The organism is Leptospira adleri (assembly GCF_002811985.1).
GTDB classification, from domain to species: Bacteria; Spirochaetota; Leptospiria; order Leptospirales; family Leptospiraceae; genus Leptospira; species Leptospira adleri.
On sequence record NZ_NPDU01000068.1, the window covers coordinates 1 to 24,051 of the forward strand.

14 protein-coding genes are annotated in these 24,051 nt (G+C 44.9%); 11 read left to right on the forward strand and 3 right to left on the reverse strand.

Annotation, left to right across the window (positions count from 1 at the left end; genetic code table 11):
* The 8 genes from CH376_RS24465 to CH376_RS19180 all read left to right on the forward strand — a co-directional run.
* A partial coding sequence (locus CH376_RS24465; RefSeq protein ID WP_207769147.1) for a hypothetical protein occupies nt 1–273 on the forward strand: 273 nt, incomplete at its 5' end.
* A gap of 80 nt (nt 274–353) precedes the next feature.
* On the forward strand, nt 354–935 hold the full coding sequence (locus tag CH376_RS19145; protein WP_010574111.1) for a peroxiredoxin: 582 nt from the start codon (nt 354–356) through the stop codon (nt 933–935).
* Nucleotides 936–1,664: 729 nt separating this feature from the next.
* Nucleotides 1,665–3,080: a Fe-S cluster assembly protein SufB gene (gene sufB / locus CH376_RS19155; RefSeq protein WP_100786284.1), complete on the forward strand. Its 1,416-nt coding sequence runs from the start codon at nt 1,665–1,667 to the stop codon at nt 3,078–3,080.
* A gap of 474 nt (nt 3,081–3,554) precedes the next feature.
* Nucleotides 3,555–4,682 (forward strand): Lcl C-terminal domain-containing protein, encoded by a 1,128-nt coding sequence (locus tag CH376_RS19160; protein ID WP_100786283.1) that lies wholly within the window; start codon nt 3,555–3,557, stop codon nt 4,680–4,682.
* A 132-nt stretch (nt 4,683–4,814) separates the two neighbouring features.
* On the forward strand, nt 4,815–8,786 hold the full coding sequence (locus tag CH376_RS19165; protein ID WP_100786282.1) for a PAS domain S-box protein: 3,972 nt from the start codon (nt 4,815–4,817) through the stop codon (nt 8,784–8,786).
* A 79-nt stretch (nt 8,787–8,865) separates the two neighbouring features.
* Nucleotides 8,866–9,957, forward strand: a complete 1,092-nt coding sequence (locus CH376_RS19170; RefSeq protein ID WP_165781778.1) for a helix-turn-helix domain-containing protein — start codon at nt 8,866–8,868, stop codon at nt 9,955–9,957.
* 259 nt (nt 9,958–10,216) lie between these two features.
* Nucleotides 10,217–11,965 carry a CocE/NonD family hydrolase gene (locus tag CH376_RS19175; RefSeq protein WP_243394755.1) on the forward strand — a complete coding sequence of 583 codons (1,749 nt, stop codon included), beginning with the start codon at nt 10,217–10,219 and terminating at the stop codon, nt 11,963–11,965.
* 142 nt (nt 11,966–12,107) lie between these two features.
* The gene (locus tag CH376_RS19180) at nt 12,108–13,001 is read left to right on the forward strand and encodes a tetratricopeptide repeat protein (protein WP_100786280.1); all 894 of its coding nucleotides are present in this window, start codon (nt 12,108–12,110) and stop codon (nt 12,999–13,001) included.
* Nucleotides 13,002–13,121: 120 nt separating this feature from the next.
* Here CH376_RS19180 and CH376_RS19185 read toward each other — a convergent pair whose 3' ends face one another.
* The 3 genes from CH376_RS19185 to CH376_RS19195 form a co-directional block, all read right to left on the reverse strand.
* On the reverse strand, nt 13,122–14,705 hold the full coding sequence (locus CH376_RS19185; protein ID WP_100786279.1) for a DUF2079 domain-containing protein: 1,584 nt from the start codon (nt 14,703–14,705) through the stop codon (nt 13,122–13,124).
* A gap of 101 nt (nt 14,706–14,806) precedes the next feature.
* Nucleotides 14,807–16,555 (reverse strand): acyl-CoA dehydrogenase family protein, encoded by a 1,749-nt coding sequence (locus tag CH376_RS19190; protein ID WP_100786278.1) that lies wholly within the window; start codon nt 16,553–16,555, stop codon nt 14,807–14,809.
* An 18-nt stretch (nt 16,556–16,573) separates the two neighbouring features.
* On the reverse strand, nt 16,574–18,598 hold the full coding sequence (locus CH376_RS19195) for an oxidoreductase (protein ID WP_100786277.1): 2,025 nt from the start codon (nt 18,596–18,598) through the stop codon (nt 16,574–16,576).
* A 126-nt stretch (nt 18,599–18,724) separates the two neighbouring features.
* Between CH376_RS19195 and CH376_RS19200 the strand changes: the two genes are divergently transcribed.
* From CH376_RS19200 to CH376_RS19210, 3 genes are all read left to right on the forward strand, one after another.
* Nucleotides 18,725–19,387 carry a TetR/AcrR family transcriptional regulator gene (locus CH376_RS19200; protein ID WP_100786276.1) on the forward strand — a complete coding sequence of 221 codons (663 nt, stop codon included), beginning with the start codon at nt 18,725–18,727 and terminating at the stop codon, nt 19,385–19,387.
* A 287-nt stretch (nt 19,388–19,674) separates the two neighbouring features.
* Nucleotides 19,675–20,781 carry a TMEM43 family protein gene (locus CH376_RS19205; protein ID WP_100786275.1) on the forward strand — a complete coding sequence of 369 codons (1,107 nt, stop codon included), beginning with the start codon at nt 19,675–19,677 and terminating at the stop codon, nt 20,779–20,781.
* A gap of 280 nt (nt 20,782–21,061) precedes the next feature.
* Nucleotides 21,062–24,051: hypothetical protein (locus tag CH376_RS19210; protein WP_100788296.1), on the forward strand; the 2,990-nt coding region annotated here is incomplete at its 3' end.

Sequence of the window (24,051 nt, forward strand, 5' to 3'; positions counted from 1 at the left end):
ACGGAATCAGAGTTTTCCGGAGGTTTCTTTGTAAAAAACAAAAAGGCCGCTTTCAGAGCGATTCTTCCGTCGATCCTCCGAAAACGTATGAGTTCCTACATTTCTCTAAAAAGACGGAACTTCTCGGATTCCTCCGGCTCTTCCGGATTCTCCTGGGTCTGTTTTCGACTTTCTAAAAAAGTAGGAACTCATACAAAACCGCTCCCATTCATCTTCCGTTGGAAGCTCCTTCTGAAATTTTTTAGAATCGAAAAAAAATTAGAATCATTCTAAAAAATATTTGCTTCGGAAGGGGAGAAGGATAGTATGGGAGGGTCTAAAGTTTCAAAACAAATTCACAAAGGAGAAACAAAATGCCTCAGGTTACATCCCTAGCCCCGGACTTTAAAGCAGAAGCTGTTCTTGGAAAAGAAATCAAGGAAATCAAACTTTCCGATTACAAAGGAAAATGGGTGGTTCTATTCTTCTATCCACTCGACTTCACTTTTGTCTGCCCGACTGAGATCATAGAATATGATAACCAACTCGCAGAATTCAAAAAACTCGGAGCCGAGGTTCTCGGTGTTTCCGTGGATTCCGCATTCACTCACTTAGCTTGGAAGAACACTCCGAAAAAAGAAGGTGGAATCGGAGACATCAAATATCCTCTGATCGCAGACCTTACAAAATCCATCTCCAGAGATTACAATGTTCTCACAGACGGAGGAGTGGCTCTGAGAGGAACTTTCATCATCGATCCTGCCGGAGTGATTCGTCAAGCGACCATCAACGATCTTCCAGTGGGACGTAATATCGACGAAGCGATCCGTCTCATCAAAGCGTTCCAATTCGTTGAAAAACACGGCGAAGTATGTCCTGCGAACTGGGACGAAGGTAAGAAAACGATGGTTGCGGATCCTCAAAAATCCAAAGACTATTTCTCTGCAGTGAATTGATTTTTTCCTGTCCGCAGGCGTTCGCCTGCGGATGATGGTTCTTAAGTGATCGATAGAAACGGAATCGCAAAAGAATCCAAAACTAAATTCTTCTTCGTTCCGTTGGGTAGAATATGCAAAGCGCCTTTCGGATCTCATACGGAAAACCTTCTTGAAACGGGAATTCCTACCTTAAACAAAAAGAAGCTCCGATCCGAATCGATAAATATCTTCGAGTTTTCGATCCGTTGTTTTTGCAACTCGGGGGCTTTACGGATCGCTTTTTGATCACGAAAGGAACTTAAAAGAAATCGCTCTCAGTCGGATCGCGTTTTACGTCGGGCGGGAATGGAAACGGAATCGTGCGAATGCGGAATTTTGCAGGAGTTCCCACAAAGGAAGAGAAACTTTTTCATTGCAAAATTATGATTTTGTGATAGAGAAAATTCTTCGGAAACTTGCACCAACGTAAACTTAATTCGTCTCGCTTTCTAAGGGAAGCTCGTCGCCCGCCACCTGGGGAGCGATCCGTAGAGAGTTACGCATTGAGTTTCATCAGGGCGGGGGTCTGCGAAGTTTTACGAGGAAGTTGTCGTAGTTCCGACGGATTCTTCTTGGAATTTCAAGTAGGTTTTGTGGTTAAGAAACGTCTTAGATCGCATTCGTTTAAAAGCGGCTTTTTCCCGAGCCTGGGCAAAACACTTTCAAGTTTCAGGTCGCAATCCTGTCTAACTTTTGGAGGCAAAGAATATGGAACAAATCCTAGAAAAAGAAACTAATCCGGCGGATCGGTTTTACCGCGCGGATAATTTTCCGAAAGGTTTGACCAGAAAGGTCGTGGAATCCATTTCTCATATTAAGAATGAGCCTTCCTGGCTTACTGAATTTCGCCTCAAAGCCTTTGAAATTTACGAACAAAAGCCGATGCCGACTTGGGGATTTTTTCCCAACTTCAATGTGGACATAGATTCTTATACGCATTATATCGGATCCAATCAGAAGAAGAAAAAATCCTGGGACGAAGTGGATCCGGAAGTTTTAAAATCTTTCGAACGTCTGGGAATACCGGAGCACGAAAGAAAGTATCTCGCCGGGATCGAAGCGATGAACGATTCCGAAACCGTTTACGCGAACGTAAAAAAGGAACTCACGGAACTCGGAATTCTTTTCTGCGACATAGACACCGCGATCCGCGAATATCCGGAGATCGTACGGAAATATCTAGGCACGGTCGTAAGCGTGGGTGATAATAAATTCTCCGCCCTCAACAGTTGTGTTTTTTCCGGAGGATCTTTTGCTTTTGTTCCGAAGGGCGTAAAGACTCCGATGCCTCTTCAGGCTTACTTCAAAGTTACAGCCGCCTCTTCGGGACAGTATGAAAGAACATTATTGATTGCTGATGAAGGCGCGGAGATAGAATATTCCGAAGGATGTTCTTCCGTGCAGGATAAGGGAACCAACTTTCACACGGCCGTCGTGGAACTCATCGCCCACAAAAACGCAAAAATCTTCTATACGACGATCCAAAACTGGAAGAAGAATATGTACAACTGGACCGTCAAACGCGGGTTATGCCATGAAAGAGGACATATCACCTGGACCGACGTAAACATAGGAGCCAACACCGTAAAATATCCGGGGATCGTACTTCAAGGAGATCATTCCACCGGAGACATTCTTTCGCTCGCGTTTGCGGGAGGAGGACAGATTCAGGATACAGGCGCGAGAATCATTCACGTAGGCAAGAACACGAGAAGTAATATATTAGCAAAAGGTGTTTCTCTGGACGGAGGAATCAATTCTTACAGAGGACTTGTCAAGTTCACCACGGGTTCGGAAAATTCATATTCCCACGTAAAATGCGACGGACTTATGATGGACAACCGTTCCCAGTCTCACGCGTATCCTTACAACGACGTTTCCGGTCAAAACGGAACCTTGAACTATGAAGCCACGGTTTCAAGAATCGACGAAGACCAACTCTTTTATCTTCAGTCCCGGGGCTTATCGGAAGACGACGCAAAACTTCTGATCATCAACGGATTCTGCGAGGGCGTCACAAAACACCTCAACGTCGAATATTCCGTGGAAATGACAAGATTGATCCGTATGATCCTTGAAGACGGTCACGTAATCCAGGAAAACGGCGAATCGGTCGTGACCTAAAAAGGATTGAAAATTAGGACGGTCCGTCGGCGTCCTTTTTTGGAGAGAATATTTGATTTTTAGAATATTCTTATTTTTGAAATTCCTTTCTTTTGATTTTTCCGCGGATTCGATTTTTCTCGGCGGAAAAACATCCCATTTTTTCAAAGCCGCGATCGGATGAGATCCCGTATCTTTTTCCGATTTCTTTAGGATCGGATCGTTGAACCCAAAAAAACGATCTTTATCAAACCGCGCTCCGATCCGAAAATTCCTACTTTGGATCTTAGAATAAAACGAAGAAAGTATTTCACTTATATCCTTCGTCTCGAACGGGACGGACATCGATTCTAAATTATTCTTCCGAAAAGTTTTTGCGAGGCGAGTCGATTCAACGTCAAAAGAATGGAAGTTTTCCGCTAATGTCTTTTTACAAAAAAGAATTTAGGAAAAAATTTCTTGACTAACCCGAGTTTGAGCGCGGCAAAATAGGTTATGTTCCGGCGTTCTTTTTTTATAATTCTATTCTTCTTTCTCATCTTTTGCGGGCCGGGAAAAGAACCTTACAATCCGGCGGTTCCTTATTCTCAAGCGTGGAAGGATACTGAGATTTTGAAATGTCTTCTTTTGCAGACTCCGGAGTGCAACGTTCTTCTTCCTAACTCCGACATTACCTATTTCCCGGAAAAAATCCCGGACACCGGGCAAACGATCTGTTACGATACGACGACTAACATTCCTTGTTCGGATCCGACTTATACGAGACAGGACGCGGATTTCGTAAATATCTCTTCCGCGAGAAGTTACACGGGACCGACTGCGCATTCGGTTTATACGAATGATTATACGACATTCGATAATATTAGAGGTTTAACTTGGAAGACTTGCCCCGACGGTTTGAGCGGTCCGACCTGCGCGACGGGAGCGGCGATTTCGAGTTCTTTCTCCGTCGCTCCGACCGTTTGTTCCGCTTTAAATTCTCTCAACTCCGGAAACGGCTACGCCGGAATCAAAACTTGGAGACTTCCTTCCATCTACGAACTTGCGCGTTTCGGGAATACGGAAAATCCAAACGGCGTGGATTCAGCGAATTTTCCGGGAAATCCGGCGGTAAGTTTTTATTCTTCCACTCCTTACGCTTCCAACCCTACTACTACGGGATGGTTCGTTCAGATGACGGCGGGGTTTTACAATCAGTTGAATTTCGGAACCGGTCCTTTTGCGGTTCGTTGTGTTTCGGGCGCTTCTCTTCAATCTTCTTCTCTTACTAACAACGGAAACGGAACCGTGACCGATAACAGAACCGGTCTAGTTTGGCAGACTTCCGGAAGCAGCATCGGCACTTGGCAACAGGCCCTGAGCGGTTGCGCTTCTCTTTCTCTCGCGGGTTTGAGTTGGAGACTTCCGAACGTAACCGAACTTCATAGCATCGCGGATTATTCCGGTTCTACTCCCGCAATCAACGCTACTTTTTTTCCGGGTACCGTTTCGCAGTATCATTGGACTTCAACTACCGATCGCTCCAACCTAACCTACGCCTGGTCTTTATTTTTTACGAACGGACTCATCGGCGGAAACGGAAAAGCTGCGAGTTGGTATTATCGCTGCGTTTCCGGTCCTTAAGAGTCATTTCGTATTAAAAAACGCGGATTTTAGACCGGACGTTGACTCGAAAATTTCCGGGTTTCGATGGAAAATCGTATTTCCTTTCTCCGATCTTCCTAATAAATTGCCGTCTTTTACTATGAGTGCGAAATGGAAACCGTAGATTCTCACCTTTTAAACTCCGAATTCTTTCGGCAAATCTTTGAAACTAGCAGGGATGGAATTGCGATCGCAAATTTGGACGGAGTCTTTTTGGAAGCGAATCCCGCCTTTCTTTCTCTCACCGGTTATTCCATAGAAGAACTTCGTAAGATCACGCTTTGGTCCCTTACGCCCGATCATTGGATCGCGAACGAAAAAAGAATTTTTGAGGAATATCTTCTCCCGCACGGATATTCGCAGGAAATCGAAAAGGAATACATCCGTAAAGACGGAAGTATCGTTCCCATCTGCGTGAAGGCTTACGTCATTCAGGACGATTCTAAAAAACCGATTGCGATCTGGGGAATCGTAAGGGATATCTCGGAACAAAAGAAAAACGAAGACGTTCAACGGAAGTTGTATCACGAAGCGAAGGAAGGTTGGGATGCGCTCAAAAGTATTTTTTTACTCAATCCTCTTCCCATGGCTCTCACCGATATTAAGACCGGAAGAATTTTAGAAGCCAATCAGAAATTCGCGGAGCAGATAGAATCTACGATCGAAAGTATCATCGGAAAGACGACGCTCGAGTTGGGACTTTGGTTTTCACCGGAAGCCAGAGATACGATTCTTTCCAACATGAAACGCGACGGCTTTGTGGACGGGATCGAGATGCCTTTTCGAACCGTCGCCGGAAAGGAATTCTGGGGTTTGTTTTCCGCGAAAGGGATCGAATACAAAGGTGAAAAAGTTCTCCTGAGCATAACGGTTCCTATGACGGATCGGATCAAGGAAGAAAAGGTCAAACAAAAACTCTTAGACGAGGTCCGCGAAAAGGAAGAGATTCTAAATCAGATATTCCTATTGAACCCTTCCGCAATTACATTATCAAAATTGAATGGATCTTATCTCTTCGTAAACGATTTGTTTTTGGAATACCTGGGCAAAAAAAGGGAAGAAGTCATCGGAAAGACTCCGGTGGAACTCGGGGTTTATTACGAAACCTCCGATCGTGAGAAAATCCTGACCGGCTTGGAAAAACACGGAGTCGTTCGAAATCTCGAAGTCAAAATGCAGACCCCGGACGGAAAGTTGAAGACCATTCTTTTTTCGGCGAGAATCTTAGAATCCTTCGGGGAGAAAAAAATTCTTGCGATCGGTCACGATATTTCCGAGATCAAAGCGTACGCGCAGGAGTTGGAATCTCTTGCCAAGGAATTGGAACGAAGCAAGGGAACGTTCCAGAAATTATTCCAACTCATTCCTTCCTCGCTCGTTTTGACCGATTGGGAAAGCCGCAAGATCGTGGATGTCAACGAACGATTTTTGGAGATGGTCAAACTCGGACGGGAAGAAGTCATCGGAAAGACTACGCCGGAAATCAAAGTCTGGGACAATGCGGTAAATTTCAGAAACGAAGTTTATGAATCTCTTACAAAACACGACGAGGTGAAAAATTTAGAATCTGTTTTCACCGCATCCGACGGAACCGAAATCCCGATCCTTTATTCCGCGAGGATCACGGAGTTGGAAGGAAGAAAACACGTTATTTCTCTTGCGACCGATATCACCGATAAAAAGAAGGCCGAGGAAGAAAGAAAGGCTCTCGATGAAGAGCTCAGACTGAGCAAGGATCTTTTCGAAAAATTGTTTCAGCTCAATCCGGCGGCGGTTTCTCTTTCCGATCTTGAAACCGGAATCTATCGTCAAATCAATCAGTCCTATTGCGACCTTATCGGTTATTCGAGAGAAGAAATACTCGGCAAGTCGTCGCTGGATCTGGGCATTTGGAGAACTTCTTTTGATCGCGCTGCCCTGGTAAAACAACTGCAAGAGAAGGGCGGAACCGGACCGATCGAAGCCGCCATACAAAGTTCGGACGGAAGCATCAAACACGTGTTATCCGGCAATCGGGTCTTTCAGTGGAACGGTAAACCGATGCTGCTCGCTCTTTTGATCGACGTCACGGATAAAAAAAGAATGGAAGCGGAAAGGGACGAATACTTCGCAAAGATGCAGGAAAGTAAGGATCTTTTCGAAATGGTTTTCGAGATGAATCCGGATACGATCACACTAAGCGATCTTCATACGGGCAAATACATCAAGGTGAACGAACATTTTTCCGAGATGCTCCAATACAGCAAAGACGAGACTAAGGAAAAGAGCGCCATCGAACTCGGAATTTGGAGCGACTTAAAGGAAAGGGAATCGGTCATTCACAAATTGCAGATAGACGGAATCGTTAGAGACTACGAAGTGAAATTCCGAAGGAAGGACGGCAAGCTCGTCGACACGTTGTTTTCCGCGCGGCTTGTCAGTTTGGGAAATTCACCAACTTCGATCGCGATCACCCGAGATATCACTCAAATAAAAAACGCAACTAGGGAAAAGGAAGAACAGACAAAGCAGATCGCGTTGCACGCACAGGCTTTGATGGAGATGGCGACCGATTCGGAATTTGCTTCAGGTAATTTAGAAATGGGAGCGAGAAAGATTGCGATCATGGCCGCGGAAGTTCTAAGTTGCGACCGTGCGACGATATGGATTTTCGATTCGGAGGATTTGAGCACCTGGTCCGTGATAGCCGGTTGGGATCGAAGGGATCAGAAATTTATCGAAAAGATAAGGATGGATCTGAAACGTTTTCCGCGTTATTCGGAATCCATATTAAAGGACCGATTCGTAGACGCAACGGACGCCGTTCACGATCCTCGAACCTCCGAATTGTCTGAAGATTACAGTATTCCTCTCGGAATCGTTTCCTTATTGGACGTGCCTTTTTTTGTAAGGGGAAAAATCAAAGGGATCGTTTGTCTGGGTCACAGAGGAGAATTGAGAAAGTGGAAGGGCCATGAAAAACAATTCGTATTCACGATCGCGGAACAAGTCACACAACTATTGTTAAACGCAGAAAGAAAGGAAGCGAAAGAAGAATTGGAAAAGGCAGTTCTAGTCAGAACTTCCGAATTAGCGCAGGCGCTGGAGAATCTGCAAAAGACTCAGGAACAACTGATTCTTTCCGAAAAGATGGCCGCACTCGGTCAGCTCGTCGCGGGCATCGCGCACGAGATCAACAATCCGTTAGGCGCCATCTCTGCGTTGAGCGGAGAATTGAAAGCATACTTGAATTCGTCCGCGGATAGAATGGAAAAACTCGGTCCTATGCTTTCTACCGTGGACGCAAACTTCGTACACAATCTATCCGAAATGATCCGAAGAGGAATCGAAAGTAAGGAGAGTATTCTTTCCAGAGAGAATAGAAGAGAGGTTTTGCATTCGCTTCGTACTCAACTCAAAAACTTCGGCTTCGAAAACGTCCACGACATAGCGGATCGTCTTTTGGATAACGGGATTCCGCAGGCGTTGCAGGAGTTCCCGAACCTATTTGAAAATCCGGTTCGTTATCCTCTCGTAAAGTTTGCTTTGGAAGAGGTTCAAACCTATAAGAATATTCTTTCGATTCGATTGGCTGTGGATCGAACTTCTAAGATAGTCTATGCACTTAAAAATTACGCGCACATCGACTCGGAAGAGGCGAGAGGAAAAGTTTTGATCGATCTCGCGGAGAACATCGAAACGGTTCTTACGATCTATCACAATAAGATTAAGAGCGGCGTTGAATTGGAGCTCGAGTTTCCAACGCGTCCGTTTATCAAAGCATATCCTGACGATTTGGTTCAAGTCTGGACCAATCTCATCTATAACGCGCTTCAGGCGATGAGATTCAAAGGTAAGATCAAAATATCTATTTTAGAATCTGAAAAAGAAGTAAAAGTTTCCATCGAAGACAACGGCCCCGGTATTCCTCCCGAAATGCAGGAGAAAATTTTCGATCCGTTCTTTACCACAAAAGGACCGGGAGAAGGAAGCGGGTTGGGCCTGGACATCTCACGGAGGATCGTAAAAAAACACGACGGAAGAATCGAACTCACCTCTATACCCGGTAGGACGATCTTTCAAGTCATTCTTCCGAAAGAATAAGCGACATTCGTTTAAATTCGTAGAATCAAGACGGAAAAATTCTGGACTGAGAATCAAAGTTGCGGTTCCATCTCTTCTCGTGTCGTCCATCCTCACAGAGACGGTTTTTTTCGGAGCCGTATTCGGTTTATTGATCGGATTGGGAGCGCTTCTTAGACCGAACGCCGGAATTCAGAATCGACTCGTGTTTCTTCTGAACGCGTGCGGATCTATATTATTCTTTTATGTTTATCTTCTCTTAAAGGACATACACTTTGAAACTCGTTTTTTAAATTATATGTATGTTCCTTGGTCATGGTTCTTAGGCGCGGGAATGTACAGTCTTTTTTCCGCGACCGTAAGAGACTCCTACGTTTGGAAAAGGGACAGATGGATGTATTTTCCGGGTTTGATTCTTATGTTTTTAATCCCGGTTTGTTCTTTGATTGAACCCGAATGGTTCGGAAATCGACCCGAGGATTTTTTTCATAAAAAAACTACGAGTATTTGGGATCTTATCTTTTTAGCGGGTTTTTTCGTAAACTTAGGATACTACGCCTTTATCTTTTGGGACACACGTTCTTTGTTTCGGATTTCGCAACTGAGAACCGAATCGGGGGGCCGTCTTCTTTTACTGGTGTTAAGCGGAGGAGCTAGCGTAACTCTTCTTTTACTTTCCGCGTATTTATTAAGAGAATTGGATTTACTCTATGCGTCCGTTGTGGCGACAACTTTCTACAGCGTGATCGCCTATCTTTCTCATCAAAGAACTCCGAAGCTATTGAGTGAGATCGGTCCTGCGGTAAAGGAGGCGTATCAGAATTCACGACTGGATAGTGTGGATCTTTTAGAGGTCGATTCTCGATTGAACGGACTGATGAACGAAGAGAAATTATTTCTCCAGGAAGATTTGGATCTTTCCACACTCGCGGATAAGCTGGATTTAAAACCGTATCAGTTAACGGAATTCTTAAATTCAAGAAAAGGAATGAACTTTTCTAGGTTTATCAATTCGTATCGGGTTCAAGAGGCCGCTGAAATTTTGAAATCGGAAGAAGGGGCCAATATTCTTTCGGTGGCGTATCGTTCCGGTTTTAATTCGAAAGCGACTTTCAATCTTGCGTTTAAATCCGTCTTTGGGACTTCTCCAAGGGAATATTTGAGAAAGTCGAGGATCACTCGATCCAGTTAGTTTATCTTTTGCAAAGAAAATAAACTTGAACCAAGGCCGTCTGTTTCGCACCTCCGAAAAGAAATAAACCGCTGTGGAGTTAAATGTAGGAACTCACACTTTTCTAGGAAAACGGGGGATCCAACATCTTAATTTTAAATTTAAGACATTTAATTTGACTCAAATCCGAATCTTAAGCGAATTCTCGAAGAACCCGAGCTAAACTTTCTCTTCAAAAGTGAAAAACGCGTATGTACGCTGAAAGCTTTAGGAGAAAAAAATGAGAATTGGATTTCAAACAACAAGTGTGCTAAAAACAGGAAGGGCATTCTTTCTGTTTTTATTCTTAATGAGCTGCGGAAGAGAAAATGGAAACTCATCGCAAAAAAATTTGACCACCTTAACGGCTCTGATTCCCGGAGCGTCTTCCGCGTCATTCGAAGGACGCGCTTCTTCCAGTAACTTCCAACAAGGGATCACTTCCTCACAGGTCGATTCTGCGTTTCAAGCGGAGAACGACGGAAGTTTTACTTTCAACGATTCGATCCTGATTCGTTCGAGCGACGGGACCTCGCTCGCTGCGAATCTTTTTCAACCTAAGAATCTCGTCTCTGGACAAAAATATCCGACCGTAATTTTCGTAAATAGCTGGGCGTTGAACGAATACGAATATCTCGTTCCCGCGGCAAAACTCGCTAAAAAAGGATACATCGTTTTGAGTTACAGCACTCGAGGATTTGGGATCTCCGGCGGCCTGATCAATACCGCCGGAGTCAAAGATCGTCAGGATTTATCCGCGGTGATCGATTGGCTTCAGGCGAATACTCAAGTAGATTCTTCTAATATAGGAATATCAGGAATTTCTTATGGAGCCGGAATTTCTCTTTTGGGAGTGAGTTCGGAACCGAGGATCAAGACGGCGGTCGCGATGAGCGGATGGGGAGATCTCAAAAGATCCCTTTATGGAAACGATACTCCCCGTCTGGTCTGGGGATTGATTCTGATCGGCGCCGGTTATTTCACGGGAAGAATGGATCCTGTCATCGCGGAGAATTTTACGAAACTTCTCTCTCATACCGATATCGCCGGAGTTACCTCTTGGGCGGCGGAACGCTCTCCCGCAACTCTCGCATCTCAACTGAACGCTTCCGGAAAGCCGGTTTATATTTCGAGTAACTTCGAAGACTTCTTATTCAATCCAAACCAGATGCTTGACTATTTCGCTTCTCTGACCGTCCCTAAAAAATTGGATATGAACGAAGGGATTCACGCGACCGCGGAGATCGGTGGTGTTCTCGGACTTTCCAATCCGATTTGGGACAACGCTTACGACTGGTTCGATTTTTGGCTGAAGGGAATCAACAACGGAATCATGACGAAACCTCAAGTAACGTTTCAGAAAAGATTCAACGGACCAAGGGTCACCCTTCCTTCTTGGCCCTCTTCGACGATTTCCGAAAAAACCTATTATTTAAAACCGAGAACGCTCTTTACGGACGGAAAAATTTCCTCCGCTCAGAATACGAATAACACGAACACTGGAATTCTTTCCGGAGCAGATACTATTGCGACGACCGGAATTCCTTTGATTTCGGATATTCTTGCTTCTCATCTCGAAGTTCCGGTCACCGCTTCTTTGGATTGGCTGAGTAGAATCAACGGAATCGTCTACGAATCCGATTCTTTATCATCCGTTCTGAAGATTAGAGGTAAGATTTTTTGGAAGGGTCAGCTTTCTTCTTCATTAGGAAAAGCGAATGTAAACGTCTACTTCTACGACGTGGGCAACAACGGAGTCGGAAAGTTGATCACGCACGGAACCGCCTCCGTCTACGTTTCCGCGTTTGAAACTTCGGATCTTACGATCGATCTCAACGCGGTCGCTTACGACGTTCCGGCAGGAAATAAAATTGCGATCGCTCTGGATACGTTTGATCCCCAATACGCGGTTCCCACAACGTTGGTTTACGGATTGGACGTAAAGCACAATCCGAATAAACAATCCACGCTTTCCATTCAAGCCGAATGAGAATCGTTTGAAAATAAAGGCGGGTCGAAAGTGATTTCGGCCTGCCTTCCCTGGCCGTAAAATTTAGAGAACTCCGGATCTTTGACAAAGGATTTATCAATAAAAAGTTGAATTATTGGGAGAATTTGGATTCCATTGCCTGATGGAAAATAAGTTTTTGGATTCGTTTCTTTTCGGTTGGTCTTTTGTGATCGGTATTGTGATCCTGATCGGAAGTTTGTTTTTTCCAAAAACCGAGGAAACCGTCGATCCGAACGCCGTCGCGACTCCGTCCTTTTTTCAACAAATCTCGCAGGGAATCGATTCCTTTTTTCAAGAACTAAAGTCCACCTCGGACACGAACCAGTCTTCCAATTCTTCTTCTCCTTCCAACGAACCTCAAGAAGATCCGAACGATATTTTCAACCGCGCTTATGACGCTTATGGAAGAGGTGAATATCAGAACGCGATAGACGAATATTCCAAATATATCAATCGAGTTCCGAGCGACGCTTCGGGATATTACAATCGTGGTCTTGCTTTTTACTTCTTAAAAAAATATCAGGAAGCGGTGACTGACTTTGAAAAAGCCGTGGAGCTGGATCCGGAAAAAGCGGTCGCTTATTTATACAAAGGATACGGTCACGAACGACTCGACGATTGTATGCAATCGATCGAGGACTTTCAAAAAGCGATCGATCTGGGATACGATCAGGACGCTGAACTTTATCAGTTCAAAGCTCGTTGCGAAAACAGAGAAGAGGATTACGCGGAAGCGCTCAAGGACGCGCAGAAAGCGGTCGCTCTTGATAAAAAAGATTCTTACGGTTTTTTTGAAGTCGCTTACGCTCAATACGGTTTAAAAAAATACGCGGAGTCCGCGGTGACTTATTCGAAAGTGATTCGGTTGAATCCGAAAGACGACGTCGCTTTTCACAATCGTGGACTTGCTTACGTGTTTTTGAAAAAAACTTCTTTGGCTTGCAAGGATTTTCAAAAATCTTTGGATCTCGGCTATGAGGATTCCAAAGAGAGATTGAAAGAATATTGTAAATGAGAACCCAACCGACTCCCGCATTTTCCGAGATTCGGACTTTAAGTCCGAAAGCAAGTTTTTTTTCAGATGGATTTAGTTTGTCGGAAGAATTAGACCGCGCGGAAAAGGATCGCTTTTGTTTTAAGGATTTTGACTTCTCGCGAAATTCCGATAAATCCTGAAATGTTTCGACTGAGCGGCTATCTCGATCTTTCCCGCATCCGTTTCTTTTTGTATTCTTCTTTGAATTTGTTCGGAAGAAAGATACGGAGAATTGTATTCTAGATCCAGTAGAATCCATTCTTGAAACATACGATTCTCCCTGATCGGATAAACTTTGTTCCGAAAAGACACGAACGGAGAAAGATGATAACCCGCCGAAACGCTTTCGCCCCGCGGAACATTTTGCAGAATCGTCCTCAATTCCTCGGCTTTTTCGTTTTTGGGTGTTAGGCGGATCGGATACTGTCCGTCCTTTCCGTTTCTATAAACGGTAAAGAAAAAAGTCAAAACGAGCAGGGTTAAGAATTTTGTCTCTCCGGAGAATGGAAAAAAACGGATCCTTTCTTTTTCGCCGATCCAGCTCTGTATTTTTAGGGAACCTGCCTTTAAAAAAAGAATCAGGAAAGGGATGAGCGGATAGATATAGTAACTGTACATTTCCCTTACCCACGGATGAACGGACAATCGAAAGACGGAATACAATCCTAGGAACGGTAAAAGAATCCAACCTCCGAGCAGGTTCCATAATCCCCATTCTAAACTTAGATCCCTGAAACCTTTTATATACTGCCTAACACTTTCAGGATTTTGAATATAGTTTGCTATGGTCTTGAACGGACTTGTTTCCCCTCTCGTCCAATATTCTTTCCAATTTCTTTCCGCGGAATTCCCCGCGTAAGAATTCAGAAAAGGATGTAAAACTCCGAAGTAGAAAAGGCTCGAGAGAAAAATAAACGCCCATTCCCTTTTTCTTTCCTTATCGATAAAAATGAGGAAACCGGAAAGTCCTCCTAGGTAAATCGAAAGATCTTCTTTGATTCCTATAAAAAGTATAAAAGAGGGTATCCAAAGCCAAAGTTTTTGTTTTTTAACTCCAATCAATAGCGACAGAAATACGGAAGGAATCAAAACTTCAAAGTGCAGAGAATGTCCCAGTCTATAAAAGCTCGAAGACCCGGCCCAGAGCAGAACCGCACAGAGGGAAAGTTCTTCCGAGACCGAAGATTCTTTCAGGTAAAAGTAGAGCAGGGGAAGCGTAACCGCGCCGAAGAAAAAAACTCCGATTCCGAATCCCAATTCGGAACCGTATAATATCGGAAACGGGGATAAAAGCAGGATGGACGGAGCCATGTGGTGTGAAAGAAAATTCGCGTTTTCGTTCCAACCGTAATACTGGGTTTCGAAAATATTTTCTCTCAGTACCGTGATCATCATTCTCGCTTGGGCTGTATAATCCAAGTCGCCTAACAAAAAAGAATCCAGAGCTCTTTTCGTGTAGAACACTCCTTCCGCAAAGACGATCAGAGTCCAATAGGTAATCCAGAAAACCGGCGGAAGGTTTCTTTTAAAATCCGATTTGCGTCCTAGAAAGAAGCGGAACAAAAAGAATCCGAACAACAAAGAGCTAAAAAGAAGATAACCGAGTTTCCCGCCGCTTCCGTACAAGTATTGAATCGGAAGATATAGGAAGAAAAAAGGATATAGAAAAATAAGAGAGGACATATCTGTTTTTTGTCCAAGATGAATTCTTGGATTCTAAATTCTCTCGAAAAAACAATGTCCTCTTAATTTTCTAACGATGTTCTTTCGGAGAGAATCTTTTTCTATTCCGGGTTTTCGATTCTATAGATGCACCCCTTTGAAATCGCGGCGCTATCGATTAGATACTTTCTGCAATCCCTCGTCCAACGATCCAAAACTTCGTGTTGTTGCAGTTTGGCGAGTGCCTTTTCATAGAGCAAACTGCAAAGATACCGAGCGGTTAAGACCATTAGATTTTCTGCAACTCTTTCCTTCGTTTCGTCGTCTGTGATCGTTCGAAAAATCGAGACCCCGCTCTCGAACAGATCTTGTTGTTCCAAAAGAAATGAGGAAGGTTTTTCCACCTCGCTTCGAATCGTCTCCAGATACTTTCTAAAATTGCCGTCGGGCGTCATCCCTGCGACGACGGCTCCGGTCGCGATTCTTACGTGAATCTGGCTGGTTCCTTCGTAGATCGTGTTGATCCTGGAATCTCTAAACATCCTCGATACGTCGTAATCTTCCGTATAACCCGCTCCTCCGTGGATTTGGATCGCGAGGTTTGCGCACTTATGGGCTTCTTCCGAACAATAGTATTTTGCGATCGGAGTAAGAATGGAGGCGAGGTTTCCCCAGGTTTTCACTCTTTCATCCTTTCTGATTTCACGATCGTCTTTGTTCTTTTTTTCCATTCGAATCTGGTGATGTTGATATAAATCCACCACCCGCGCGGTTTCAAACGTAAGAAGTCTCATCGCGTTTACTTCTCTCTGGATTTTATGGAGCATCTCCGACACGGCAGGAATTTTCGAGATAGGCTTTCCGAACTGAATTCTTTCTTCCGCGTATTTTTTGGATTCGTAATATCCGCCGGCTCCGCCTCCCGGTCCGCCGGCCGCGCTTCCGAGTCTCATAAAATTCGTCATACCCGCCGTGTAACGGGTGAGACCGAGTCCTTCCTCTCCGAGAAGTTCGGCTGCGCTGTTTTCATATACGATTTCGCAGGTTGGAGACGCGTGGATTCCCATCTTTGTTTCGATTCCCGCTACGTTCACATCGGAACTTTTCACGAGAAACACGGATAAACCGCGCGCTCCTCCGTTTTGTTTTCCGGTTCTTGCTAACGTCAAAAGACTCGACGGATACGGTCCAAGTCCGCAGCCCTGAGATATAAAACGTTTGGTTCCGTTGATCCGATAGCTTCCGTCTTCAGTTTTTGTCGCGGTCGTTCTTACGTTATTCAGATCCGATCCGAAATCCGGTTCCGTAAGAGCCATCGCGAAAAGAGTTTCGCCTAACGCAGCCTTTGCGGCGAATTCTTCTATCTGCCTTTCGGTTCCGAATCGAGCGACGATTTGGGCGAGATTTAAGAGCGTGATCGTCATACAAAAGGAAACGTCTCCTCTCGCCATGATCATCACGAAAAAAGCTCCTACGGTTGCGGGTAACGCGAGTCCTCCTGCTTCCCTCGAAATGGAATAGGACATCAGTCCAGTTTCGCGAAACTTCTCGTATATGGAAACGGTTTCGTCCGGAAAGAGCACCTTTCCGTTTTCGTAGCGCAGATGTTTTTTATCCATGGTTTGAGAAAGTTGAGAAACTTCCTTCCCGAAAAATTCTCCCAAGGATTCAAGACAGGATCTATAAAGATCCACCGCCTCTTTTACGTTCGACGGCGCCATTTCATATCTAAGATCTCCCGTTTTTTTATAATGCTCGTGATCGAAGAATTCTTCTCCTTCCGTCGATTTTACGATCGAAGTCCAATCGATCAAATGTTCGAAGAATAATTTTAAATCCTCGTCATCGGTAAAATAATTATTGGCTATCATATTCTTTGATCGGATTCCTTAAGCGATTCGAGAAACTTCGTTTTCCTTTCCGACGTTGTATGCCGCGTCGAGTCCTTCGAGAAACGCTCTCTCCGCGTCGATCCCTTTTGCGTCCTTAGCTCCTCCGATGAGAAATATCTGTTTTTGAGGATGTAACGAACGATAGGTTTCATAGAGTTCGTTTTCTTTTTCCTGACCCACACAAAGGATCAAAGAATCGCACGGATACAAAATTTCCTCTCCATTTTTGAGGACAACTTTGAGCCCGTCCTTTGTGATTTCTTTGTAGTTCAATCCTTGGAAAAATTCAACGCCCGCAGCTTCGAGTTCCTGTTTGAGAGCCCAAAAAGTAGTAGGTCCCAATCCCGCGCCGTGTTTTCCGTTTCTTCGAAAGACGGCGACTTCGCGTTTCGATTTATGAGGTTGAATGACTGCGTTCGTAAAAGAATCTATATTATATTTTTTAGAATAAGATTCCAGGGTAGGATCGCGGTCTTCCGTCAGTTTGTGCGCGACGTCTACTCCGATTCCTCCGCCTCCGATAACGGCAACTTTGTTTCCGGGTTTGAATTTTCCGGTAAGATAGTCCGTGTAATTTCCCGCGGGGAGGAGATCGATTCCGGGTAGATCAAACTCTCTCGGTTTTACTCCGGTCGCAAAGATGATCGTATCCGCTGCGATTTCGTTTAACAATTCTTGATCACACTCAGTATTCAAACGTATTTCGACTCCGAGTGCGGAAAGTTCGTTTTGGAAATAACGGATCGTTTCCTTAAATTCCGATTTTCCGGGGATATTGGACGCGAGATTGAATTGTCCACCGAGCTGGTTCGATTTCTCTATTAGAATTACCTTATGTCCGAGAGAAGCGCTCGCTCTCGCGGCCTCCAGACCTCCCGGACCGGAACCGATCACTACGACTTTTCGAGGTTTTATCGGAGAATGGACTTCGTATTCGAGCTCGTTGACCGCTTGCGGATTTACAAGACAAGAAACCGATTTGTCGATAAACGCGTGATCCAAGCAGGATTGATTGCAGGCGATACAAGTGTTGATTCGATCGGACATTCCCGTCTGAATTTTTTTTACGATAAAGGCGTCCGCGAGAAACGGCCTCGCCATCGAAATGATATCCGCTTGGTTGTTTTCAAAAATTTTTCGAGCCGTGACAGGATCGTTGACCCTGTTCGATGCGATGATCGGAACGCCGGGAGTTTTCTCTTTGATTCTTCCCGCAATGTTTGCCCAGGCTCCTCGCGGAACCAATTGACTGATCGTTGGAATTCTCGACTCGTGCCAACCGATTCCGATATTCAAAGCGGATACATTCTCATTTTTTAATGTATTTGCTAAATGACAAACCTCTTCGAAGGTCGGGTTTCCGGGAATGAGATCGATTCCCGACATTCTAAATATAACCGGAAATCCGTCCGGAAGATTTTTGATCACGGAGCGCAGCACTTCGACCGCCATATTCATTCTTCTTTTTGAATCTCCTCCGAAATGATCGTCTCTTTGATTGGTGACCGCGGAGAAAAACTGATTGATGAGATAACCTTCGCTCCCCATAATTTCAACGGCTCCGAATCCCGTTTCTTTTGCGAGTTTTGCGGCTGCGCCGAAGTCTTCCACCGTCTTCCAGCATTCTTCCTCGGTGAGAGCGCGCGGAACGTACCGATTGATCGGTGCGCGAATCGCGGAAGGCGCGACACAATTTCTGTCGAACGCGTATCTTCCAGCGTGAAAAAGCTGGGCGCAGACGATTCCTTTTCCTTTCAAAATGGAGTTCATCTTTTGCAATTCGGACGCGTGTTCCTCGTTCTGAATATTGAAAAAGTGTTTGGATCCTCTCGCTTCTTCGTTCACTCCGATTCCGCCCGTTACGATCAATCCGACTCCGCCTTCGAAACGTTTTCCGTAAAAAGCGGCCATTCTTTCCGCAGTTCCGGTTTTACCTTCCAGTCCGAGATGCATGGAACCCATGATGAACCGATTTGGAATGGTGGATTTTCCTATTTGAACCGACTGAAACGCTTTTTCCATGATCCGAACTCCGTAGATCTATTATTAATTACCACTGGTAATATAATTGAAATCGAAATCAAGAATTAAATTACCACTGGTAATTATAGTCTTGCAGAAAAATAATTCCCCTCGTAGATAGTAGATATGCCGGCAAAGAAAAAAAGACCGCGCGGTCAGCACTTAGGAGTAGGCAGGCCGTTCAAAAAGGACGGAATTACGGTTCGAGAAGATTTGATCCTGGCGGCGGCGGAACTTTTGAAAACAACCCCGCTCGAAGAAATCTCACTTCGAAAAGTGGCCGCGCTTGCGGGTGTGAGTCACGTCGCTTCGTATCATCATTTTGAAAACAAGAACGCGCTGCTCGCAGCCGTGGCCGAGAAAGGATTTCAGAAATATTTTTCCTCTTATCAGAAAGAACTCAAAAAAACGGATAACGATTTTAACGGACGTATGCGCGCTCTCGGTTGGACTTACATTCAGTTCATTCTTAACAATCAACAATTTGCAAGAATCATGTTCGGCGGAGTGGATCTGCATCCCGCTCTGTCGTCCGTTTCGAGAAGGACTTACAGACAATTGCACGAGATCATTCGGATGGGACAACGTTTGGGAGCGATTCGTCCCGGGAATACTCGGGAAAAAACCATCGCAGCGTGGTCGATGATTCACGGGATCGCAATGCTCTTTTTAGAAGGAAGAATCAAGCCGAAAAAAACCGATAAAGAAATGAAAGAATTTATCGAGTCCGTCACCGAATACGCTTACGTCGGAATGACAATGCCTCATCCTTCTTCTTCTCCGAATTGAATCACAACGAAAGGAATGAACTCCGTATTTTTCCGCTTGAACGATCGATCGTTTAGAATCTTTATAAATCGTCGATTCCTTCGGTTTTTAACGGTTTTCACATTCAATTCTCATTCTCTCCGATCTGAAATTAGATAAAAAATTATTTACAAACATCGGATTCCCCGGAAACTCTCCAGGCCTCTTGGAATTCCTATCTTTCTATAAGTCGAAACGGTTCGGCTTAATATGAGAATAAGATAAGAATCGGATTTGAGCAAGTTGTAATTCAGAAAGGAGAAAGTTCAATGGCGTTTGAAAGCCCGGACGGAATGTCCTCAACGGAAAGTGTAGGTTTCCTATCACAGATGGGAAATTCTTTTAAGAGTATTCTCACAGGAGTCGTGTTGCTGCCGGTTTCGTTTATCATCATCTACAACGTAGAAACCTGCGAACAAGCGAGCGCGGCCCTCAAGAACGCGGCGCCGGTCGGGGTCGCAAAAGAAGGTCAACCTTCTTATATCACCGGAACCTTAAAAGCGGACCCTCTCAGCGGAAGTTTTGTAAAGAGCGGACCTTACATTTCTTATTCGGTAAGCTCCGAAGTTTATGCTTGGGACGAGGAAACAAAAACCGAAGGATCCGGAAGTAATAAGAAAGAAGTCCGCAATTGTGTTCTCGAATGGACTTCATCTCCGGAAAACCCGTCCAATTTCAAACTCTCCGGCTGCCGTTCCAAAGCATTTCATAGAAAGTCCGTAAAAGACGAATCCGAATCCGCGTCCGGAGGAACGGTTCTTGCCGACGGTAAATCGTATTCCGTAAATCTTTCCGATGTGGATTTCACTTCTCAAGTGTCTTCCAGAGACGCGAACGAAGATGAAATCAAACCGAACGGGTTTGTACTGGGAGAAGGTTATCTTTTTAGTTCCAAGTCCTGTTCGGAAGCCGAGAAGGAAGGATGTGAAAGAGTTAAGGTTTCCGTGACTCCGATTCCGGAAGGAGACATGACTTTTATCGGAGATATCAAAGGTTCTAAGGTCGGAAAGTTTCTGTCAGCGGAAGGAAATAAATTCTTGAATGCGAGCATCGGAGGTTTTGCCGAAACGATGAAAGACATCCAGTCGGACGATAACACGATGAAATGGGTGGGAAGATTTATAGGATTCATCGCGATGTTCAGCAGTTTTACTCTGATGGCCGGACCTCTTACTTCTCTTTTGAGTTTTATTCCTTTTTTGGGAGAATTGGGAAGCGGCTTGATCAAGGTCGTACTCGGCGTGATCGCGTTTGTTTTGACCGCGATTACGATTCTTCTCGTGAAGTTCTGGTATATCTGGCTGGTTCTTCTGTTGGGAGCCATCGGTTACGCGATTTACAAGAAGAAGTTCGCTCCGGCGACTTCCGGACCGTAATCTCAGAACTCCGTTTCTAAGCAAAAAAGGACCGGTTTCTCGAAACGAGAGCCGGTTCTTTTTTTATGTCCACCGCTCGTTCGCACATAAAATAACAAATGTTATCTTAAATGTGAGTGATTTATCATCTCGTGTAGCGGTCGATATAAAATTTGAACGATTGATATAAAAAACATTTGCATATATTTATAAAATAATTAGAATCTAGTATATATATAAAGCCCCGTAACGATCGCTACAGGGGCCGCCTCCAGGGAAACCGACGAAGAGGATTTTAGGGATGAATTTGAAAAAAGAAACGAAACGAAAATCGAGCTGTGCCGTGTTGCTTTCTATAAGTAGAATTCTATTTTATAGAATTCTAATGGTGTTCGCTTGCCTCTTTTTCTTTTCCCTGGGATGCAAACCTCAATCTACTAAATACGATTCTAAGATTTTTTATGATAACATTGATTCTTACGATGGGATCACTCTTTTTACGATTCTAAACGGTTTTCCGGTCCTAAAAAGTTTTTTCGTAAGTCTTGAACCGGTCGATTTCAACAAAGCGCTCGGAGACAATCTTGCAAAAGCGACGAGGGACGACAATTTAGGAACTCTTCGAGCGACTCAATCGGCGCTTCTTGTCAGCAGGCCGAGCATCCAAGCCCTCAGCACCGATTCGGCCTCTTTGATTGAAAAGCTGGAAACCACGAACCCGAGCGCCTACAACGCGGTTCAGCCGCTTTTTGAAAAGATCCGTTATTATCCGAAACCGGTCGTCAGAAACTTGGTTCCTATTTCGGCTAACGTGCTTCGTCAGGAATATCTTTCCAAAAATAAGGATCAGGTGACTCAATCGATCCACGATTTTTCAAAGGATCTGAAAAGCCAGAGCACGCGCGATCTTCTTGTGGAAATCGAAGACGTCGCTTACAAAGGTCTCATTGCGAACGCGAATGCGAGAGCCGGCGTGGAAAGTCTTCTCAACGGTTTTTTTGATCCGGTCTTGGTCGCGGATCGTTCTCTCAAGGACGGTTTTATTTCCATCATCTACGATTTGGGCGAGATGATGTTTAAGAGAGCGGGTTTTTCGGATTTTAAAACTCCGAACACCGCGATGAAGGAACTCGTATTCAATCTGGATAAGTATTTTACCGCCGGAGGCGCACAATACAACGCCGATTATAGCGACCCGGCTCATCCCGCGGAACTCAAAGCGTTTATGATGGAGAGTTTTCAAAACGTTCGTACACTTTTGGATACGGGCACGATCACCGCGACTCCGGTTAATCTTTTGCAAAAAACCGCGGAGAATTTAAGTCTTTTGGATTTCGGCGCTCAACCTTCCAATGTGGACGGTTCTCTCAAAGAACTCGTTCGGATCGACGTGGACGGTAAGGACCGCGCTTACGACGGAACCAGTCGTTCGATGTCCGCTTTGGAAACTCTTTTTGTAGTCCTTACGATCGCCAATAATTACGGATTTCATTGGGATACTGCGAATACCGCGAACGATTGGATCGACGGTTCCACGGGAGGAGAATTGACGGTCGGAGACGCGATTCATTCCCTCAAGTCCGTGATCGGTTCTTCCAGTCCATTCAATTTTAAGAATATTACAAATCTTAGTAAGACCAGCGGAAAGGTCTATAAGGACGGCGCAGTTCACTCGTTCGACATGAACAGCCGGGTCCTTTCCTTACTCGAAGACAACGCGAGAGGAATCACGGCTCCGATTACCGATCCGACTGCGGGAAATTTTGATCGAGTCTACAACAAAACTCTTCCTTGGGCCCTGAACTGGATCAAACGAGTGACCTACGGCGGTTACGGTCCTTACTACAATAAGAATCGTAGGGACGGAGCGGGAAATTTTCTTTCTCCGGACGGAACGATCACCCGCAATTCCGATCTTTCCGAAACCCTTTTTCAACCCACTTGGAATACTCATAAATACGAAATCCAATTGAATCTTCCCGCGCCTAACAACACGAAATACGTGGGCCTGAGAGGAAATTTTCAAAACGGCGCGAACGTTCCGAATACGTTTTATACGATCGCAGAAATTCCGAAAACGGACGCACAACGCGCCGTAGACAGCGACGAAGAAGCGTTTTATAAGAATCTTCAGTGGCTTTTGTACGAAAAACGTTTCGTCGCGGTTTTACCCGTGCGTGCAAAGTTAGCCGCAACCGTTGCATTTGAAGAGGCCTTGTTTATCACCGCGATCGGAAACGGTCTTGTGGGAATGCTCAATCTCAAACCGAATTGTCTTCCGAGCGCCTGCGCGACGGACAACGGCCGTTGGACCATCGACAACGGAAACTATGTAAAGGCGTATAACGCGGCTGGTTCCGATCTCACGTATCTTTCCAATATCCCCGGAGATTCTGTGATGCTTTTGGAGGGTTGGGGGTTCGGCGCGGACGGACAACAGGCGTTTCAAGTCACTTTCGTATATCCGGCTCTTTGGTCTTTGATCGTTCCTAATCCGGATCTAATCTACGGAATGCTTCCTCCCGTCATTTCGCTGAATGTTCCCGTTTTGGAAAGACTTGGTTTTACCACCGCAGGAAAGGTGGTTCCGGATCAAGTCAACGCTAACTGGGCTCAGAGAAACACGCTGACTCCATTTGTTGTCGCATTAGCAAAATCGTTAGACGACCAGGTTTCCGGTCAACAGACCGCAGGTTTCAAAAATCCTTATACGATTCTTACCAATCTCGCCGAGATTCTTTCCCGCCCTCTTGTTTTTTTCGGACCCGATACTACCGCGACGCTGCCGACCAATCCGGCGCCTCCGAGTTTTACTCAGGTTCGAACCGTAGGAATGGCCGACGGTTTTAGAAATCCGATCGCTTCCACTATGGAATACTTTCCACTTACAAATTCGGGCGCGCAAGAATACAGAACGATCATCAGCATTCTTTCCGAGAACACGAGACGATTTCAAGACGGAGCTTTGAATCTGATCGGCAAAACGCAACTTCTTACCGGGCTCGTCAAGTTTATAGGCCAACTGGGACAACCGGCTAACGTTAACGTTAAGGTAAAAGTTTTCAACGGGCTCAAACTCGTCATGGGAGAAATCAAACTCAACGCGGAGACTCCCACGGCGACGCAGTTTAACATCGAGACTAAGTTTACCGAATGGAGAGATAAGGTCGCAAACTATCCGACCGTTAACGGAACGAATATCTTCGATCCTCTTTGGGTCGGAGTGGACGACGTAGTAAATCTTTTCAAAGACTATCTATCCAGAAGTTCCGGTTGGTCGATCGTCGCGAG

What these genes read in the sequence shown, in the direction of transcription:
- CH376_RS19145 (WP_010574111.1), top strand. Translation starts at nt 354, where the DNA reads ATGCCTCAGGTTACATCCCTAGCCCCGGACTTTAAAGCAGAAGCTGTT.
- sufB (WP_100786284.1), top strand. Translation starts at nt 1,665, where the DNA reads ATGGAACAAATCCTAGAAAAAGAAACTAATCCGGCGGATCGGTTTTAC.
- CH376_RS19160 (WP_100786283.1), top strand. Translation starts at nt 3,555, where the DNA reads ATGTTCCGGCGTTCTTTTTTTATAATTCTATTCTTCTTTCTCATCTTT.
- CH376_RS19165 (WP_100786282.1), top strand. Translation starts at nt 4,815, where the DNA reads ATGGAAACCGTAGATTCTCACCTTTTAAACTCCGAATTCTTTCGGCAA.
- CH376_RS19175 (WP_243394755.1), top strand. Translation starts at nt 10,217, where the DNA reads ATGAGAATTGGATTTCAAACAACAAGTGTGCTAAAAACAGGAAGGGCA.
- CH376_RS19180 (WP_100786280.1), top strand. Translation starts at nt 12,108, where the DNA reads ATGGAAAATAAGTTTTTGGATTCGTTTCTTTTCGGTTGGTCTTTTGTG.
- CH376_RS19185 (WP_100786279.1), bottom strand. Translation starts at nt 14,705, where the DNA reads ATGTCCTCTCTTATTTTTCTATATCCTTTTTTCTTCCTATATCTTCCG.
- CH376_RS19190 (WP_100786278.1), bottom strand. Translation starts at nt 16,555, where the DNA reads ATGATAGCCAATAATTATTTTACCGATGACGAGGATTTAAAATTATTC.
- CH376_RS19195 (WP_100786277.1), bottom strand. Translation starts at nt 18,598, where the DNA reads ATGGAAAAAGCGTTTCAGTCGGTTCAAATAGGAAAATCCACCATTCCA.
- CH376_RS19200 (WP_100786276.1), top strand. Translation starts at nt 18,725, where the DNA reads ATGCCGGCAAAGAAAAAAAGACCGCGCGGTCAGCACTTAGGAGTAGGC.
- CH376_RS19205 (WP_100786275.1), top strand. Translation starts at nt 19,675, where the DNA reads ATGGCGTTTGAAAGCCCGGACGGAATGTCCTCAACGGAAAGTGTAGGT.